General features: G+C 73.4%; 5 protein-coding genes and 1 pseudogene. All 6 read left to right on the forward strand.

Going from position 1 to position 17759, the window contains the following annotated elements; genetic code table 11:
- Positions 1-136 precede the first annotated feature (136 nt).
- The 6 genes and pseudogenes from ACH4XV_RS03355 (at position 137) to ACH4XV_RS03380 (ending at position 17757) form a co-directional block, all read left to right on the forward strand.
- A complete protein-coding gene (locus tag ACH4XV_RS03355) occupies positions 137-448 on the forward strand; it encodes a phosphopantetheine-binding protein (protein WP_395786571.1) in 312 nt (103 codons plus the stop codon).
- A complete protein-coding gene (locus ACH4XV_RS03360; protein WP_395786572.1) occupies positions 445-1692 on the forward strand; it encodes a cytochrome P450 in 1248 nt (415 codons plus the stop codon). The genes ACH4XV_RS03355 and ACH4XV_RS03360 overlap by 4 nt, the downstream gene beginning before the upstream one ends.
- A complete protein-coding gene (locus tag ACH4XV_RS03365; protein ID WP_395786573.1) occupies positions 1689-2426 on the forward strand; it encodes a thioesterase II family protein in 738 nt (245 codons plus the stop codon). The genes ACH4XV_RS03360 and ACH4XV_RS03365 overlap by 4 nt, the downstream gene beginning before the upstream one ends.
- A gap of 52 nt (positions 2427-2478) precedes the next feature.
- On the forward strand, positions 2479-5571 hold the full coding sequence (locus tag ACH4XV_RS03370) for a type I polyketide synthase (RefSeq protein WP_395786574.1): 3093 nt from the start codon (positions 2479-2481) through the stop codon (positions 5569-5571).
- A gap of 39 nt (positions 5572-5610) precedes the next feature.
- A pseudogene (locus tag ACH4XV_RS03375) lies at positions 5611-11160 on the forward strand (SDR family NAD(P)-dependent oxidoreductase); the annotation flags it as partial.
- A 9-nt stretch (positions 11161-11169) separates the two neighbouring features.
- Entirely contained in the window at positions 11170-17757 is a 6588-nt protein-coding gene (locus ACH4XV_RS03380; RefSeq protein WP_395786575.1) for a type I polyketide synthase, read from the forward strand.
- Positions 17758-17759: the final 2 nt, after the last annotated feature.

Genomic DNA, 17759 nt, shown 5'->3' on the forward strand with positions numbered 1-17759 from the left:
CTTTCACCTCGGGGTCCCCGGAGCCCCCGGCACGAACCAATCGTCGAACAGCGGGCACAACGCCTGCGGATGGCGTTGTCATGCCGGTTCGCCGGCGCATTCCCGATCCGTTCGGCGAAGGAAGGAGAGGCCGGCCATGGAATCGTTGCCGCGTATCCACGAACGAGGCGAACAGGACGAGACATCGCAGGGACAGGCGGCGCCGGACGGCGCGTCGACCGTCCTCGTACCGGAAATCGCGGCGCTGTGGGGGGAATTCCTCGGGGGCCGCGAGGTCGGGCCGGACGACGACTTCTTCGCGATCGGCGGCAATTCGCTGATCGGGATCAAGATCATCGATCGGGTGGCCCAGGACTACGGCGTCGCCCTGTCCGTGCGCGGGTTCTACCTGGCCCAGACCCCGGCCCGGGTCGCCGAGCTGATCGAACAGGAAAGGGCGCGAACGTGAGGTTGACGCCGGGTGCCGCGCGCGAGATCGACCTCGACCGCGTCGACCTGTTCGACCTGGACCTGTACACCTCGGGCGACCCGCACCCGATCTGGGACGTGATGCGCGCCGAGGCTCCGCTGCACCACCAGGTCCTCCCGGACGGCCGCGAGTTCTGGTCGGTGACCCGCTACGACGACGTCTGCGCCGTACTCGGCGACCACCGGAGGTTCACCTCCGAGCGCGGCACGGTGGTCACCCATCTCGGGGAGGACGACGTCGCGGCGGGCAAGCTGATGACCTCCACCGACCCGCCTCGGCACACCCAGGTGCGCCGGGCGATCGGCGCGCGGCTCACCGCGCGCGCGGTGGCCTCGTGGCAGGACCGGATCCGAGAGGCGATCGTGCGCTTCCTCGAACCGGCCCTGGACGGCGGCACGTTCGACCTCGCCGAGAAGGCGCACCGGCTCCCGATGATCGTCGCGGGACCGCTGCTCGGGATCCCCGAACGGGACTGGGACGAGCTGGTACAGCTGACCGCGATGGTCACCGCGCCCTCGGATCCGCACTTCAAGCACGGCAGCGAGGCCGCGACGCTGGCCATCTCCCACCACGAACTCGTCACCTATGTCACCGAATGGGTCAAACGGCGGCGGGCCGCCGGCGGCGAGGACGGCAGCCTGCTCGACCACCTGATGACCGTGCGACCGGGCGACGCGCCGCTGACCGACGAGGAGATCGCGCTCGACGGCTACAGCATCCTGCTCGGCGCCAACGTGACCACGCCGCACACCGTTTCGGGCACGGTGCACGCGCTGATCGAGCGGCCCGAGCAGTTCGCCAAGGTCCAGGCCGACCCCTCGCTCGTGCCGTCCCTGGTCGAGGAGGGACTGCGCTGGACCTCGGCCGCGTGCAACTTCATGCGCTACGCGGTCGACGACACCGAGATCGGCGGCGGTACGATCCCCGCCCGCGGCGCGGTCGTCGCGTGGATCGGTTCGGCCAACCGGGACGAGTCGCAGTTCACCGACCCGCACCAATTCGACGTCACCCGGCGCGAGAACCGCCACGTCGCGTTCGGATTCGGGCCGCACTACTGCATCGGCGGTCCGCTGGCCCGGCAGACGCTGCGCATCTTCTTCGAGGAACTGCTCGGCCGCTTCGGCTCGATCGAACTCGACGGCGAGCCGCAACATCTGCGGTCGTACTTCATCGCCGGGATGACCCACCTCCCCATCGTCGCCCAGAAACGAACGACGCCATGACATCCGGCAGCGCCCCCGCCATGTCGCCGTGGTTCGTCCGGCCACCGGCCGGCGACCCCCCGGCCCGGTTGTTCTGCTTCCCCTACTCCGGCTCCGGCGCCTCCGCGTTCAGCGCCTGGCCGGCCACGATCGACGACGTCGAGGTCTGCCCGGTGCAGTTCCCCGGCCGGGAGAGCCGGCTCGCCGAACCGCACTACGGCACCTACGAGGATCTGGCCGCCGCCCTGGTGGAACCGCTGGCGGCGCGCCTGGACCGGCCGTTCGCGTTCTTCGGGCACTGCGCGGGCGCGCTGCCCGCGTTCGAGACCGTTGTCCGGCTCGCCGAACTGGATCTGCCGGGGCCGGACTGCCTGTTCGTGTCCGGCCAACCCGCGCCGCACGACGCCGCGAGCGATCGCATGCTCACCATGACCGAGGCCGAACTGCGCGCCGAATTGGTGTCGGTGGTGCGCGGGCGGGGCATCGAGCCGCGGCCCGACATGGTCGAGGTGGGGATGAGCGTGCTTCTCGAGGACCTCGCCGCCGCGCGCGCCTACCGCAGGGTCGAACCGGTGCGGCTGGGCTGTCCCATCGTCGTCCTGCACTGGCGCGACGACCCCGACGTGACCCCGGACCAACTGGAGGGATGGCGTCGGTACGCGGATTCGGTCGAGATCCGGGTCGTCGAGGGCGGCCACCACGACTTCATGAACGCGCCGGACGAGCTGCTGAAGTTGCTGACCGCCCGGCGGTGACGGCGGGGCGGCCCGCGAGCGCCGGCCGGCGAGGGAATCGGAAGGAATTCGTATGAGTGGCGCAGCCACCGATATTGCCGTTGTCGGGATGTCGTGCCGCTTCCCCGGGGTGCGCGGTCCGGACGAGTTCTGGCGCCTGCTGGTCGACGGCGGGTCCACCATCGGGACCTTCCCCGAGCGGCGGGCCGCCGACGTGCGGCGCTCGACCCACCCGGACGCCGCCACGGTGAACGCGGGTTCCTTCCTCGACGCCATCGACGGGTTCGACGCGGAGTTCTTCGGCACGGACGCGGCGGAGGCCACCGCGATGGACCCCGTGCAGCGGCTCGGCCTGGAACTCGCCTGGGAGGCCGTCGAGGACGCCCGGATGCCGGCGACCGCGCTGGCCGGCCGGGAGATCGACGTCGTGGTCGGCAGCGCGCCCTCCGGCTACGAGGTGCTGCGCAAACTGTCCGGCGGCGACCGGGACGACCACTACGCCGCGCTCGGGTCCGGCGGCGCGTGGATCGCGAACCGGATCTCGACCCTGTTCGACGTGCGCGGGATGAGCCTGTGCGCGGACTCGGGCCAGTCCTCCTCCCTCGTGTCGTTGGCCCTCGCGTGCGACCGGATCCGCGCCGGCGCGGTCGACCTGGCGCTCGCGGGCGGTGTACACCTGATCGCCGACCCGGAGGCGGGCCTGGGCCTGGCGAACCTGGGCGCGTTGTCGCCCGAGGGCCGCTGCTTCCCCTTCGACGAACGCGCCGGCGGCTTCGTCCGGGGCGAGGGCGGGGCGTTCGTCCTGCTCAAGCGGCTCGACCTGGCCGTCGCCGAGGGCGATCACATCTACGCGGTGGTGCGCGGCTGGGGGGTGGGCAGCGGCGGCGCGACCAGCCGGATGCCCGATCCCAGCCCGGCCGGGCAGGCGGCGGCGATCCGCACCGCGCTGGAGCGGTCGGGCGTGCCGTTCGACACCGTCGACTACGTCGAGGCGCACGGCACCGGGACCCGCGTCGGCGATCCGGCCGAGGCGGCCGGGCTGCGCGAGGTGTTCCGGACGACCGGGCGGGATCGCCCCCTGGTGATCGGCTCGGCCAAGGCCAACGTCGGGCACCTGGAGCCGGCCGCCGGCATCGTCGGTTTCGTCAAGGCCGCACTGTGCCTGGACCGTGCGCGGTTGGTGCCGCACCCGAACTTCCGGACGCCCAACCCCGCCATCCCGAACTTCCACGAGCACTTCGACGTCCCGAGCGCCGCCCGGGCCTGGCCGAGCCCGGCCGACCGGCCGCGACGGGCGGGGGTGTCGGCATTCGGCCTGGGCGGGACGAACGCGCACGTGATCCTCGAACAGGCACCGGAGGAGCAGGGGCGCCCCGGGGTCGTCGACGAGGGGACGGTGCCCTGGGTGTTGTCGGCGCGCACCGAGCCCGCCCTGCGCGAGCAGGCGGCACGGCTGCGGGACCGGCTGAGCACGGACGCGACGCCGTCGGCGGCCGACGTGGGCCACTCGCTGGTCTCCACCCGAGCGTCCTTCGCCCACCGGGCGGTGGTCTTGGGCGCCGGCCGCGAGGAGGCCCTGACCGGGCTCGATCTCCTTGCGGCGGGCGGCGATTCGGCCCGTGTGCTGCGCGGGGTCGCGGCGAACCCGCCCGGCCCGATCGTCTTCGTCTTCCCCGGTCAGGGGTCGCAGTGGGCGGGTATGGGCAGGCGGTTGTACGCGGAGTCGGAGGTCTTCGCCCGCTCGATCGACGAGTGCGCGCGGGCCCTGGAACCGTGGCTGGACTGGTCGTTGCCGGACGTGGTCACGGGGACGGACTCGGCGGCGCTGTTGGAGCGCGGCGACGACGTGGTGCAGCCCGCCCTGTTCGCGATGATGGTGTCCCTGACCCGGGTCTGGCACTCCCTGGGCGTGGTCCCCGACGTGGTGGTGGGGCACTCCCAGGGGGAGATCGCCGCGGCCTGCGCGTCGGGCGCGCTCTCCCTCGACGACGCGGCGCGCGTGGTCGCGCTGCGCAGCACGGCACTGACCGAACTGGCCGGACTGGGCGGGCTGAACGCGGTGTTCGCGCCCCTGGACTGGGTCGAGGAGCGGTTGCGGGCGTGGGCCGGGCGGTTGTGCGTGGGCGCGGTCAACGGGCCGGGCTCGGTGGTGATCTCCGGCGACCTGGAGGCACTGGCGGAGTTCGCCGCGATGGCGGCCGGCGACGGTGTCCGGGTACGCCGGGTCAGGATCGAATACGCGTCGCACTCGCACCAGGTCGAACGTATCCGGGACCGGGTGCTCGCCGCCGCGGAGGGCATCACGCCCAGGGCGTCGGCCGCGGCGTTCCACTCCACCGTCACCGGCGCCCCGCTCGACACCCGCGGGCTCGACGGCGCGTACTGGTACGACAACCTGCGCTCGAAGGTGCGATTCGGCGAGGTGATCGAAGACCTGATGCGCGTGCGCGGCAGCGTGTTCGTGGAGGTCAGCCCGCATCCGGTACTCGCGGTGGCGATGGCGGAGACCGCCGACGCGCTCGCCGCCTCGCCGGTGTTGTCGGGCACCCTGCACCGGGACGACGGGAGCATGGGCCGGGTCCTGGCGGCGTCGGCCGACCTGTACGTGCGCGGCGTGCCGGTGGACTGGACGGCCTGCTTCGCCGCGGCCCGGCCGCGCCGGATCGCCCTGCCGACCTACCCGTTCCAGCGGCGGCGGTACTGGCTGACACCACCCGCGGACACCGCCCCGGCGGATGCGAACTCCCGTACCGGAGAGCTCGACTCGGAATCGGCGGTAGGCAAACTCGTATGCACCGAGACGGCCGCGCTGCTGAGCACGCCCGACGCGCCCGTCACCGCCGCCGAACTCGCCGCGAGGTCGACCGAGACCTTCAAGGCCCTGGGTTTCGAATCCTCGATGGCGGTACGGCTGCGCAACCGGCTCACGACGGCGGCCGGTGTACGACTGCCCGCCACCGTCGCGTTCACCTACCCGACCCCACGGGCGCTCGCCCGGCACATCTTCACGCTGCTCGCACCGTCGGCCCCCGAAGTCCCGGAAACGGCACGGGAATCGACGCCGACGTCGACCTCGGCGGCGGCCCCGGCCCCGATGCCGAAGACACCTTCGGCGAGCCGCAGCGACGACGAGTTGTACGCATTGATCGACCGCGGATACGTGTAGCGCCACCCGTTCGTCCGAGTAACCCTTGGGGGAGTTCCCGTGGAGGATGTCGACAAGCTCCGGTCCTACCTGCGCCGTGCCGTCGGCGACGCGCAGGAGTTGCGCGAGCGGGTGCGCGCGTTGGAGGAGTCCGCGCGCGAGCCGGTCGCGGTGGTGGGCATGGGGTGTCGTTTCCCGGGCGGGGCGAACTCCCCCGAAGGGTTGTGGGACCTGGTCTTTGGCGGGGTCGACGCGGTGGGCGACTTCCCGACGGATCGCGGCTGGGACCTGGAGGCGCTGTACGACCCGGACCCCGCGGCGCAGGGGAGGACGTACACCCGCTCGGGCGGATTCCTCCCCGACCTCGCCGAGTTCGACGCGGCGTTCTTCGGGATCAGCCCCCGCGAGGCGCCGGCGATGGATCCGCAGCAGCGGGTGATCCTGGAGACGTCGTGGGAGGCGCTGGAGCGGGCCGGGATCGACCCGGTGGGCCTGCGCGGTTCGGCGACCGGGGTGTTCACCGGGATCTACGCGGTCGACTACGGCCCGCGGATGGGCGGCGGGGCCGCCGCCGAGGTGGAGGGCCACTCGATGACCGGGACGTACACCAGTGTGGCCTCGGGCCGGGTGGCGTACGTACTGGGTCTGGAGGGACCGGCGATCTCGATCGACACCGCGTGCTCGGCGTCGCTGGTCGCCGTGCACCAGGCCGTGCGGTCCCTGCGCGCGGGGGAGTGCACGTTGGCACTGGCCGGCGGGGTGTCGGCGCTGCCGAGCCCCGGGATGTTGGTGGAGGCCGCCCGGCAGCGCGGCCTGTCCGCCGACGGGCGCTGCAAGTCCTTCGCCGAGGCGGCCGACGGCACCGGCTGGGGAGAGGGCGCGGGCGTGCTCGTCCTGGAGCGGCTGGCGGACGCGCGGCGCAACGGCCGGCGCGTCCTGGCGGTGATCCGGGGCTCGGCGATCAACCAGGACGGGGCCTCCAACGGGCTGACCGCGCCGAACGAACTGGCGCAGCGGCGGGTCATCCGCGCCGCCGTGGCCGATGCCGGGCTCTCGCCCGCCGACGTGGACGCGGTGGAGGCGCACGGAACCGGCACCCGGTTGGGCGACCCCATCGAGGCGGAGGCGCTGCTCGCCACCTACGGACAGGGCCGCGCCGCCGCCGGCCCGCTGTGGCTGGGCTCGCTCAAGTCGAACATCGGCCACACGCAGGCCGCGGCGGGCGTCGGCGGCATGATCAAGATGATCATGGCGATGCGCCACGGGGTGTTGCCGAAGACACTGCACGTGGACCGGCCGACCCCGCACGTCGACTGGTCGTCCGGCGCGGTGGAACTGCTGACCGAGGCCCGGGAATGGCCCGCCACGCCCGGACGGCCCCGGCGCGCCGGCGTGTCCTCCTTCGGGATCAGCGGCACGAACGCGCACGTCGTGCTCGAAGAGGCACCCGAGGAGGCGGAGCCGGCGACCGCGCCGGGGCCGGAACCGCGTCCCGGGGCGGTGCCGTGGGTGGTGTCGGCGCGCTCGGCCGAGGCACTGCGGGAGCAGACGCTGCGGTTGCGGGACCGCCTGGCCGCCGACCCCGACCTGCCGCTCGCGGGCGCGGGCCGTGCGCTGGTGACGACACGGTCGTTGTTCGAGCACCGCCGGGTGGTGATCGGCGCCGACCGCGACGAACTGCTCGCCCGCCTGGGCACCGACGTCGGCACGACCAGGAATCCGCCCGGCGTGGTCTCCGGCACCGTCGAACCCCTCGGCAAGACGGTGTTCGTCTTCCCCGGCCAGGGCTCACAGTGGGTGGGCATGGGCCGGGAACTCCTCGACACGTCCCCGGTCTTCGCCGAGCGGATGAACGAGTGTGCCCAGGCCCTCGCGCCGTGGGTGCCCTGGTCGCTGATCGACACCGTGCGCGGCGAGCCGGAGGGCGCGGACCTGGAGCGCATCGAGGTCGTGCAACCCGTGCTGTTCGCGGTGATGGTGTCGCTGGCGCAGGTGTGGCGTTCCTTCGGGGTGATTCCCGACGCGGTGATCGGGCACTCCCAGGGCGAGATCGCCGCCGCCTGCGCGGCCGGCGCGCTGACCCTCCGGGAGGCGGCCAGGATCGTGGCCCTGCGCTCGCAACTGCTGGCCACCGCCGACCAGGACGGCGGCATGGCCGGGATCGTGCTGCCCGAGCAGCGGGTCCGGGAAATGCTGGAGCGGGTCGGCCCCGGAGTGGTGATCGCGGGCATCAACGGCCCCTACTCGACCACCGTCGCGGGCGAGGCCGCGGCGGTCCGGGAGGTGGTCGCGCTCTGCGAGGCCGAGGGCGCCCGCGCCCGGTGGATCCCGGCGAGCGTACCCGGGCACTCGCCCCTGGTGGACCGGTTCGAGGGGCCGCTGCGGGACCTTTTGGGCCGGGTCACCTCCGTGTCCTCGCCGGTGGCCTTCCACTCGACGGTCACGGGTGGGCCGCTCGACACGGCGGGACTGGACGGCGCCTACTGGTTCCGCAACATGCGCGAACCAGTGCAGTTCGAGGCCGCCATGCGCAGCCTCCTCGACACCGAGCACGGCGCGTTCATCGAGATGAGCCCGCACCCGCTGCTCACGATCAACATCCGCGACATGCTCGACAACACCCCCGGCGCCGGCGGCGTGGTGGTGGGCTCGCTGCGCCGCGGCGACGGAGGACCGGCCCGGTTGTACCGGTCGATGGCCGAGGCGTTCGTGTCGGGCGTCCCGGTGTCGTGGGAGGCGGCGTTCCCGGGCGGTGACGGGCCTGCGGTCGAGTTGCCCACGTACGCCTTCCAACGGGAGCGCTACTGGCTGGACCTGCCCGTGGAGGGCGCCTCCGCGAGCAGCTCGGACCACCCCCTGCTCGACACCGTGATCGACCTGCCCGACGACGGCGAACGCGGCGGACTGGTGGGCAGCGGGCGGTTGTCCGTGCGCCGCCGGCCGTGGCTCGCCGACCACGTGGTGCACGGCGCGGTACTGGTGCCGGGAACGGCGCTGGTCGAATTGGCGGCGTGGGCGGCGCACAAGGTCGGTTGCGACGTCGTCGACGAACTCACCCTGGAGACACCGCTGGTGTTGTCCCGCACGGCCGAGCGGGAGATCCGCGTGGTGATCGACGGCAAGCGCACGCTCGCCGTGCACTCCAAGGGCGCGGGCGAGTCCGAGTGGACACGCAACGCCGTCGGGTCCGTCGGAAGCGACACCGGAGCCGGCCGGCGCGAGCCCGACCTCGCAGTGTGGCCGCCCCCGGGCGCGGTCGAGGTGCCCGTGGAGGACGCGTACGCCGGATCGGCCGCGCTCGGGTTCGACCACGGGCCGCTGTACCGCGGCCTGAAGCGGGTCTGGCGCAGCGGTGAAGTCCTGTTCGCCGAAGTTGAGTTGCCCGCACCCGACAGTGCGGACCCGGGCCGGTTCCGGATCCACCCGGCGCTGCTGCACGCCGCGCTGCTGCCGATCGGCCCGGGGGCCGGCGACGCGGGCCGGCTGCCGCATCGCTGGACGGGCATTCGGCTGACCGCCGCCGCGCCCACCGTGCTGCGCGTACGGCTGGAACCCACCGGCGAGGGCGCCCGATCCGTGGCCGTCGCGGACCGCCACGGAGCCCCCGTCGGCGGTGTCGAGTCGCTGACGCTGCGACCCGTGGACGTCGCGGAACTGACCGAACTGGGCTTCGACCGGCGGGACTCGCTGTTCCGGGTGGACTGGGTCCCGCTCCCGGCCCAGCCCGGGGATGCCGCGGGCCGGTTCGCCGTGGCGGGGCCGCCCGACGAGCTCACCGCGTCCCTCGGCGCGCGCGGGGCCCTGTTCGCCGACCTCGACGAACTCGCCGCCTCCGCAGGACCGATCCCACCGATCGTGGTGACCACCGTCGAGCGCACCGACGCGGGCGTCGGCAACACCCCGGCCCTGGTCGAGCGCAACCTGCACCGGGTGCTGCGGTTGACCCAACGCTGGCTCGCCGAGGACCGGTTCGCCGACTCGCGTCTGGTCATCGTGACGCGGGAGGCGCTCGCCGACGGCCCGACCGACCGCACCGACCCCGCCGCGGCCGCGATCTGGGGATTCGTACGCACCGCGCAGACCGAGAACCCGGGCCGCTTCACACTCGTGGACACGGACGACCACCCCGACTCGTGGGCGCGCGTACCGGCGGTGGCCGAGACCGGGGAAGCCCAGCTCAGGATCCGGGCGGGCGTGGCGACCACCCCGCAACTGGCCCACGTGCCGGGCATTTCCGCCGGGCACCGGGCCCGTGGCCTGGGCTCCGGGACGGTGCTGATCACGGGCGGAGTCGGCGGCCTGGGCGCGACATTGGCCCGGCACCTCGTGCGGCGGCACGGGGTGCGCCGGTTGTTGCTGGCCGGCCGGCGGGGGCCGACGGCTGTGACCGCCGCCGCACTGCGGCAGGAGTTGATCGAGGCGGGAGCCGAGGTCGAGATCGTCGCCTGCGACGTCACGAGCCGCGAATCCGTCGCGGCGCTGATCGCCGGCGTGCCGGTGGAGCACCCGTTGACGGCGGTGATCCACTGTGCGGCCGTGCTGGCCGACGGGGTCGTCGAGACACTGACCGAGGAGCGGGTGGACACGGTCCTCGCGCCGAAGGTGCGCGGCGCCTGGTATCTGCACGAACTGACCAGGCACCTGGACCTGTCCGCGTTCGTGTTGTTCTCCTCGATCGCCGGCGTGCTCGGTACGGCGGGGCAGGCCAACTACGCGGCGGCGAACGCGTTCCTGGACGGACTGGCCGAAGCGCGTCGGGCCGAGGGGCTCGCGGCCGGCTCGTTGTGCTGGGGCTACTGGGCGCAACGCACCGAGGCGGGCGCGGACATCGGCGAGTCGGACATCGCGCGCCTGCGCCGACAGGGCGTGCGGCCGCTGGCCACGCACGAGGGACTGGCGCTGTTCGACGCGGCGATCGCGCGGGACGAGCCGGTGCTGGTGCCGGTGCGGCTGAGCCTGCCGGTGCCGGGCGCGCCGAGTGCGGGTCAGGTGTTGTCGCCGCTCCTGCGCGCGCTGGTCGGGACGCCCGCCGGTCCCGGTAGTGGTACGAGCCCTCTCGCTGCGGAGACCGCCGACATCCCACTCGCGCGGCGGATCGCCTCGCTGCCCCCGGCCGACGCGGAGGCGCTGCTGCTCGACGCCGTGCGCACGCAGACCGCGAGTGTGCTCGGCCTCGCCGACGCCGCGCGGGTCGGCCCCGCCTCGGCGTTCAAGGACCTCGGGGTCGACTCGCTCATGGCGCTGGAGTTGCGGAACAGGCTGACGGCGGTGACCGGGCTGAAGCTGTCCGCCACGCTCGCGTTCGACTACCCGAACCCGGCCGCCCTCGCGGGATTCCTGCACGCGGGCATCAACCCCGATTCCGTCGCCGACCCGCTGTCCCCGACCGATCGCCTGACCCAGGAAATCGAGGGATTGGGCGCCCGGCTGGAGGACGCTTTCCGCGACCTCGCCGCGGCGGACAAGGCCACCATCACCACGCTGCTCGGCGAATTGCAGGGCCGCGTACGGGCCCTGGCGGGCGACGGATCGCCGGTCGGGATCGCCGACCGGATCAGTGCGGCATCGGCCGGTGAGCTGCTTTCGCTGCTGGACAAAGAGCTCGGCTAGGGGAGAGCGATGACAAACGACAACAACGCCGATGTGCTCGACTACCTCAAGCGGACGTCGATCGAACTGCTCGACACCCGTCGGCGTCTGAACGAGCTGACGGAGGCCGCCGCCGAGCCCGTCGCCGTCGTGGGCATCGCCTGCCGCTACCCGGGCGGGGTGACCTCGCCGGAGACGTTGTGGGACCTGGTGCGGGAGGGCCGGGACGCGGTGTCGGACTTCCCCGACGACCGCCACTGGGACCTGGACCGGCTCTACGACCCGGATCCGGACCGGCCGAACACCTGCAACACGCGCGCCGGCGGATTCCTGTACGACGCGGGCGACTTCGACGCCGAGTTCTTCGGGATCAACCCGCGCGAGGCGCTGGCCGCGGATCCGCAGCACCGGTTGTTGCTGGAGTCCGCGTGGGAGTCGCTGGAACGGGCCGGCATCGACCCGCACACCCTGCGCGGCAGCGCCACCGGCGTGTTCGCCGGTCTGGCCTACTTCGGCTACGGCAACCACTTCTCCACCCCCGAGGTCATCTCCGGCTACGGGCAGACCGGTTCGCTGCTGAGCGTGGCGTCCGGGCGGGTGGCGTACGCGCTGGGCCTGGAGGGTCCGGCGATATCCACCGACACCGCGTGCTCCTCGTCCCTGGTGGCGGTGCACCAGGCGGTGCAGTCGCTGCGGCAGGGCGAGTGCGCGCTGGCCCTGGCCGGGGGCGTCACCGTGATGGGGACCACACAGGTGTTCCGGGAGATGGCGCGCCAGCGCGGACTGGCCGTGGACGGCCGATGCAAGGCGTTCGCGGACGCCGCCGACGGCACCGGATTCGCCGAGGGCGTCGGGGTGCTGGTGCTGGAGCGGCTGTCCGACGCGCGACGCAACGGGCGGCGGGTCCTGGCGGTGATCCGGGGCTCGGCGATCAACCAGGACGGCGCGTCCAACGGGCTGACCGCGCCGAACGGCCCCGCCCAACAGCGGGTGATCCGAGCCGCGTTGGCGAACGCCCGGGTGCAGGCCGGCGACGTGGACGTGATGGAGGCGCACGGGACCGGCACCACGCTGGGCGATCCGATCGAGGCACAGGCACTGCTGGCCACCTACGGCCGCGACCGCGACCCCGAGAACCCGTTGTGGCTGGGCTCGTTGAAGTCGAACATCAGCCACACGCAGGCGGCGGCGGGCGTCGGCGGCATGATCAAGATGATCATGGCGATGCGGCACGGGCTCATGCCCAGGACACTGCACGTGGACCGACCGTCGACACACGTGGACTGGTCGGCCGGGGCGGTGGAACTGCTCACCGAGGCGAGGCCGTGGCCGAGCACCCCCGGACGGCCTCGGCGGGCGGCCGTGTCCGCGTTCGGGGCCAGCGGCACCAACGCGCACGTGATCCTGGAGGAGGCGCCCGAGGAGGTCGCGTCCGAGGAGGCGGCGCCGGAGAGCGCGGATCACCCCGTCGAGGTGATCCCGTGGGTGGTGTCCGCACGCTCCGAGGCGGCGCTGCGCGCCCAGGCGCAGCGGCTGCGCGAGTTCGCGGACGCCGAGCCGGATGCGCGTGTCGTCGACATCGCCCGGTCGTTGGTGGCGAGCCGGTCGCGGTTCGAGCACCGCGCGGTGGTGCTGGGCCGGGACCGGGACGAGTTGCTGAGCGGTCTGACGGCGCTGGGCGAGGGCGCCGATTCCGCGCGATTGGTGCGCGGCGTCGTCGGCGAACTCGGCGGCACCGTCTTCATGTTCCCGGGGCAGGGCTCTCCCTGGGCCGGTGTGGCCCGGGAGCTGTACGACACCTTCCCGGTCTTCGCACAAAGCCTCGACGAGGTCTGCGCGCGCTTCGACACCCACCTGCCCTTCGCGCTGAAGGCACTGCTGCTCGCCGAGGCGCCCGAGGAGGCCCGAGCGCAGCGCACCGACGTGGCGCAGCCCGCGCTGTTCGCGCTCCAGGTCGCGCTGTACCGGCTGCTGACCGGGTTCTGCGGGGAGCCGAACCACCTGATCGGCCACTCCGTCGGCGAGATCGCCGCCGCGCACGTGTCCGGCGTCCTGGACCTGGACGGCGCGACCAGGCTCGTGGGCGCGCGCGGCCGGCTCATGCAGGCGGTCACCGAGCGCGGCGCCATGCTGGCGGTACGCGCCTCGGAGGACGCCGTCGACGCGCTGCTCGACGGATACGACCACCTCGGCATCGCGGCCGTCAACGGCCCGGAGTCGGTGGTGGTCTCCGGTGCCCGCGAGCAGGTCGTCGACCTGCGGGATCGGCTGGTCGCCGAGGGGGGTTCGGCCAAGCTGCTCGACGTCGACCACGCGTTCCACTCGCCGCTCATGGATCCGATCCTGGACGAGTTCGCCGCGTCGATCGGCGAACTCCCGACGGGACGCCTGGCGATCCCGATCGTCTCGACCAGGACGGGCCGCGAGAGCACGGTCGAGGAACTGACGTCCGTCGCGCACTGGGTACGGCACGTCCGCGAACCCGTTCGTTTCTTCACCGCCGTGGAGAACGCCCGGGCTGCCGGCGCGAGCGTCTTCTACGAAATGGGCCCGGGATCGGCCCTCACGAGCATCGCCAAGGAGGCGTTCGCCGCCGTCGGCGTGACCGACGCGGTGGCCCTGTCGGCGTCGCGGCGCAACCGCGGGCCGGTGTCCACCCTGATCGGCTCGCTGGCCCAACTGCACGTCCGCGGCGGCGCGGTGGACTGGGCGGCCCTGCTCGGCGACGTGCGGCGGCCGGTGGACCTGCCGACCTACGCGTTCCAACGGCAGCGCTACTGGCTGGACTTCCGGGCCGGTACCGGCACCGCCGACGTGGCCTCCGCCGGTCTCTCGGCCGCCGAACACCCGCTGCTGGGCGCGGTGGTGGAGCACCCCGGTACCGACGAGGTGGTGTTCACCGACCGATGGTCGCTGCGCACCCACGAATGGCTGGCCGACCACGCGGTGTTCGGCGCGGTCGTGGTACCGGCGACGGCGTACCTGGATCTGGCCCTGTGGGTGGGCGGCTTCGTCGGATGTACCACGGTCGGGGAACTCTCCCTGGAGGTACCCCTGATCGTCCCCGACACGGGCGAGGTACGAATCCGGGTCGTGGTCGGCGCGCCGGACGAGAGTGGACGCCGCACGCTGGACGTGTACTCCGGCGCCGACGGCGACGAGGACCGCGCCGCCGGCGGGTGGACCCGGCACGCGACGGGGAGCCTGGCACCGGGCGGCGCGCGCGCCGACCACGCGGACGCTCCGCTCGCATGGCCGCCGGCCGAGGCGGAACGGGTCGACATCGGCGCCCTGTACGACTCCTTCACGGACGCGGGCTTCGACTACGGGCCGGTGTTCCGCGGACTGCGCGAGGTGTGGCGGCACGGCGACGACCTGTTCGCCACCGCCACGCTGCCGACGGATGCCGACGACTCGGCCGCCGCCGGGTTCGCCCTGCATCCGGCGCTGTTGGATGCCGCGCTGCACGCGGTGGTCGCCGGCGGGGTCGTCGAGATCGGCGCCGACCAGGGCTGGATGCCCTTCTCGTGGTCCGGGGTGGAGCGGTTCGCGCCGTGCGGTTCGACCGTGCGGATTCGCCTCACCCCGGCCGCCGACCCGGCGGCCGGGGACCGTGCCGTGTCGGTGGCGATCGCCGACGAGCGGGGCCGCCCGGTCGCGCATGTCGGGGCGCTGACGTTCCGACCGGCGAGCGCCGAACACCTGCGCGCGGCGCGCGGCGAGCGGTCGTTGTACGAACTCGCCTGGCGCCCGGCCCTCGCGGTCGAGCCGGCCACACCCCCCGGGCGCTGGGCCGTGCTCGGCTCGCCCGCCCGACTCGGCGAACCGGCGCACGAGGGAGTCGTGTTCCACGCGAGCCTCGACGAACTCGTCGCGGGGGAGCCGCTGCGGCACATCGTGCTGTGCCCGGACGACGTCGCCGCGTCCGAGACCGACCTGTTCGCCGCCGTCGCCGACACGGACACCCGCGTCCTGGAATGCGTGCAACGGTTCCTCGCCGAGGACACCCTCGCCGCATCGACACTGGTCGTGCTCACCCGGCTGGCCGTGGACACCGGCGGCGGAGAGCGGGTGGACAACCTGCCCGGCGCCTCCGTCTGGGGCCTGATCCGGTCCGCCCAGACCGAACACCCGGGCAGGTTCCGGCTGGTGGACGTCGAGGACGTGGCCGCCGCATGGCCCCGCATCCCCGACGCGCTCGCCCTCGACGAGGAGCAACTGGCCCTGCGCGGCGACGCCTACCTGGTGCCGCGCCTGACCGCCGCCGCCCCCGCGCCCAACCGGATCGAGCCGCCCGCGGTCGGCGCGTACCGGCTGGGCATCCCGACCAAGGGCACGTTGGAGAATCTGACCTGGATTCCCTGCCCCGAGGTGGAGGCGCCGCTGACGAGCGGTCAGGTCCGCATCGCGGTGCAGGCCGCCGGCCTCAACTTCCGCGACGTCACGATCGCCCTGGGACTGGTCGAGCGCACCGCACTGGACGCCGGAATCGGCGGCGAGGGCGCCGGAACCGTCTTGGAGGTGGCCGACGACGTCACCGACCTCGCCCCGGGCGACCGGGTGATGGGCATCTTCTCCGGCGCGTTCGGCCGCATCGCGGTGGCGGACCACCGCCTGCTCATGCCCATCCCCGACGGGTGGACCTACACCGAGGCGGCGTCCGTACCGGGCGCCTATCTCACCGCCTACTACGCCCTGTTCCACGTGACCAACCTCGAAAAGGGCCAACGAATCCTGATCCACGCCGCGGCCGGCGGCGTCGGGATGGCCGCCGTGCAACTGGCCAAGCACGTCGGCGCCGAGGTCTACGGCACCGCGAGCCCGGCCAAGTGGCCCACCCTGCGCGCCCTCGGGCTCGACGACGCGCACCTGGCCTCGTCGCGGAACCTGGAGTTCGCCGACACCTTCCTGGCCTCCTCCGCAGGTCGCGGCGTGGACGTCGTGCTCAACTCCCTGGCACACGACTTCGTCGACGCCTCGCTGCGCCTGCTGCCCGAGGGCGGCAGCTTCGTCGAGATGGGCAAGACCGACATCCGCGATCCGCAGCAGGTGGCGGCCGGGCAACCGGGCGTCGCATACGCGGCGTTCGACCTCTACGAGGCCGGCCCCGAGGTCATCCACGAGGTGTTCCGCGCGGTCATGGAACTGTTCGCCGACGGGCGGGTGCAATTGAACCCGATCGCCGTACGGAACATCCGCGACGCGCGCGGGGCGTTTCGCGAGATGAGCCAGGGCCGACACATCGGCAAGATCATCTTCGACATGGGCAGCGGCTTCGGCGGCGGAACCGTCCTGATCACCGGCGCCACCGGCGGCATCGGCTCGCTCGTGGCACGCCACCTCGTCGCCGAACACGGCGTACGCAGCCTGGTGTTGGCGAGCCGCCGGGGCCCGGCGGCCGACGGCGCCGCCGAACTCGTCGCGGACCTGGAGGCGGCCGGCGCCCTCGTGCGGGTCGCGGCCTGCGACGTCGCGGACCGGGCCGCGGCGGCGGACCTGCTCGCCGAGATGCCGCCCGGATACCCGCTGACCGCCGTCGTGCACGCGGCCGGCGTACTCGCCGACGGCACCCTCGAAGCGCAGACCCCGCAGAGCCTGGACCGCGCCCTGCGGGCCAAGGCCGGCGGCGCGATCAACCTGCACGAACTGACCCGCGAACACACCCTGTCCGCGTTCGTGCTCTTCTCCGCGCTCGCCGGCACGCTCGGCACCGGCGGCCAGGCCAACTACGCCGCCGCGAACGGCTTCCTGGACGGCCTCGCCGCCCAGCGCAGGGCGGCCGGCCGGGTCGGCACGTCCCTGTGCTGGGGCTGGTGGGAACAGCGCAGCGGGATGACCGAGAACCTGGACGAGGTCGACCTGCGGCGCATCCGCCGCCTCGGCATCGCCGAGATGCCCGGCGCCGAGGCACTGAGCCTGCTCGACGCCGCGTGCACGATCGACAAGCCGGTCCTGATCCCGGCCCGACTGGACCTCACCGCGCTGCGGAGCCGAGCCGCCGACGACCTCCCGCTGCTCCTGCGCGACCTCGTCACCGCCGGCCGCCCCGCCCGCACCCGCGCGAGCACCGCCGCCGGCGCCGGCTCCCTCGGTCTGCCCGCCCGCCTGGCCGGGCTGTCCGAGAGCGAGGGAGAGGCGGCCGTGCTCGACTGGGTCCGCGACCAGGTCGCCGTCGTCCTCGGACACCCCGCCGGCACGACCGTCGACGCCGACCAGGCCTTCACCCACCTCGGCTTCGACTCGCTCACCTCGGTCGAGCTGTGCAACCGCCTGGCCTCCTCGACCGGGCTGCGCCTGGCATCCACCCTCGTCTTCAGCTACCCCACCCCCCGCGAGCTGGGGCAACACGTCTTCGACCTGCTGCGCCCCGCGGAGCGCACGAGTGCGGACGGGGACGACGACGCGCGGATCCGCGAGGTGCTGCGCGGCATCCCGATCGACCGACTGCGCGACGCGGGCCTGCTGGAGCAGATCCTGGCGTGCGCCGCCGCGCCGTCGCACCCCGACGCCGGACCACCCGACGCCGGACCACCCGACGCGGACACCGGCGCGGACGAACTGGCGGCGCTGGACCTGGAAGCACTCGTCGACCTGGCTCTGGCCGAGAAGGGCAAGTGACC

Source organism: Embleya sp. NPDC020630, assembly GCF_044334985.1.
GTDB lineage: Bacteria > Actinomycetota > Actinomycetes > Streptomycetales > Streptomycetaceae > Embleya.

Bases quoted from the DNA above. Each gene is read 5' to 3' on its own strand.
- ACH4XV_RS03355 (WP_395786571.1), top strand. From the start codon at position 137: ATGGAATCGTTGCCGCGTATCCACGAACGAGGCGAACAGGACGAGACA.
- ACH4XV_RS03380 (WP_395786575.1), top strand. From the start codon at position 11,170: ATGACAAACGACAACAACGCCGATGTGCTCGACTACCTCAAGCGGACG.
- ACH4XV_RS03365 (WP_395786573.1), top strand. From the start codon at position 1,689: ATGACATCCGGCAGCGCCCCCGCCATGTCGCCGTGGTTCGTCCGGCCA.
- ACH4XV_RS03370 (WP_395786574.1), top strand. From the start codon at position 2,479: ATGAGTGGCGCAGCCACCGATATTGCCGTTGTCGGGATGTCGTGCCGC.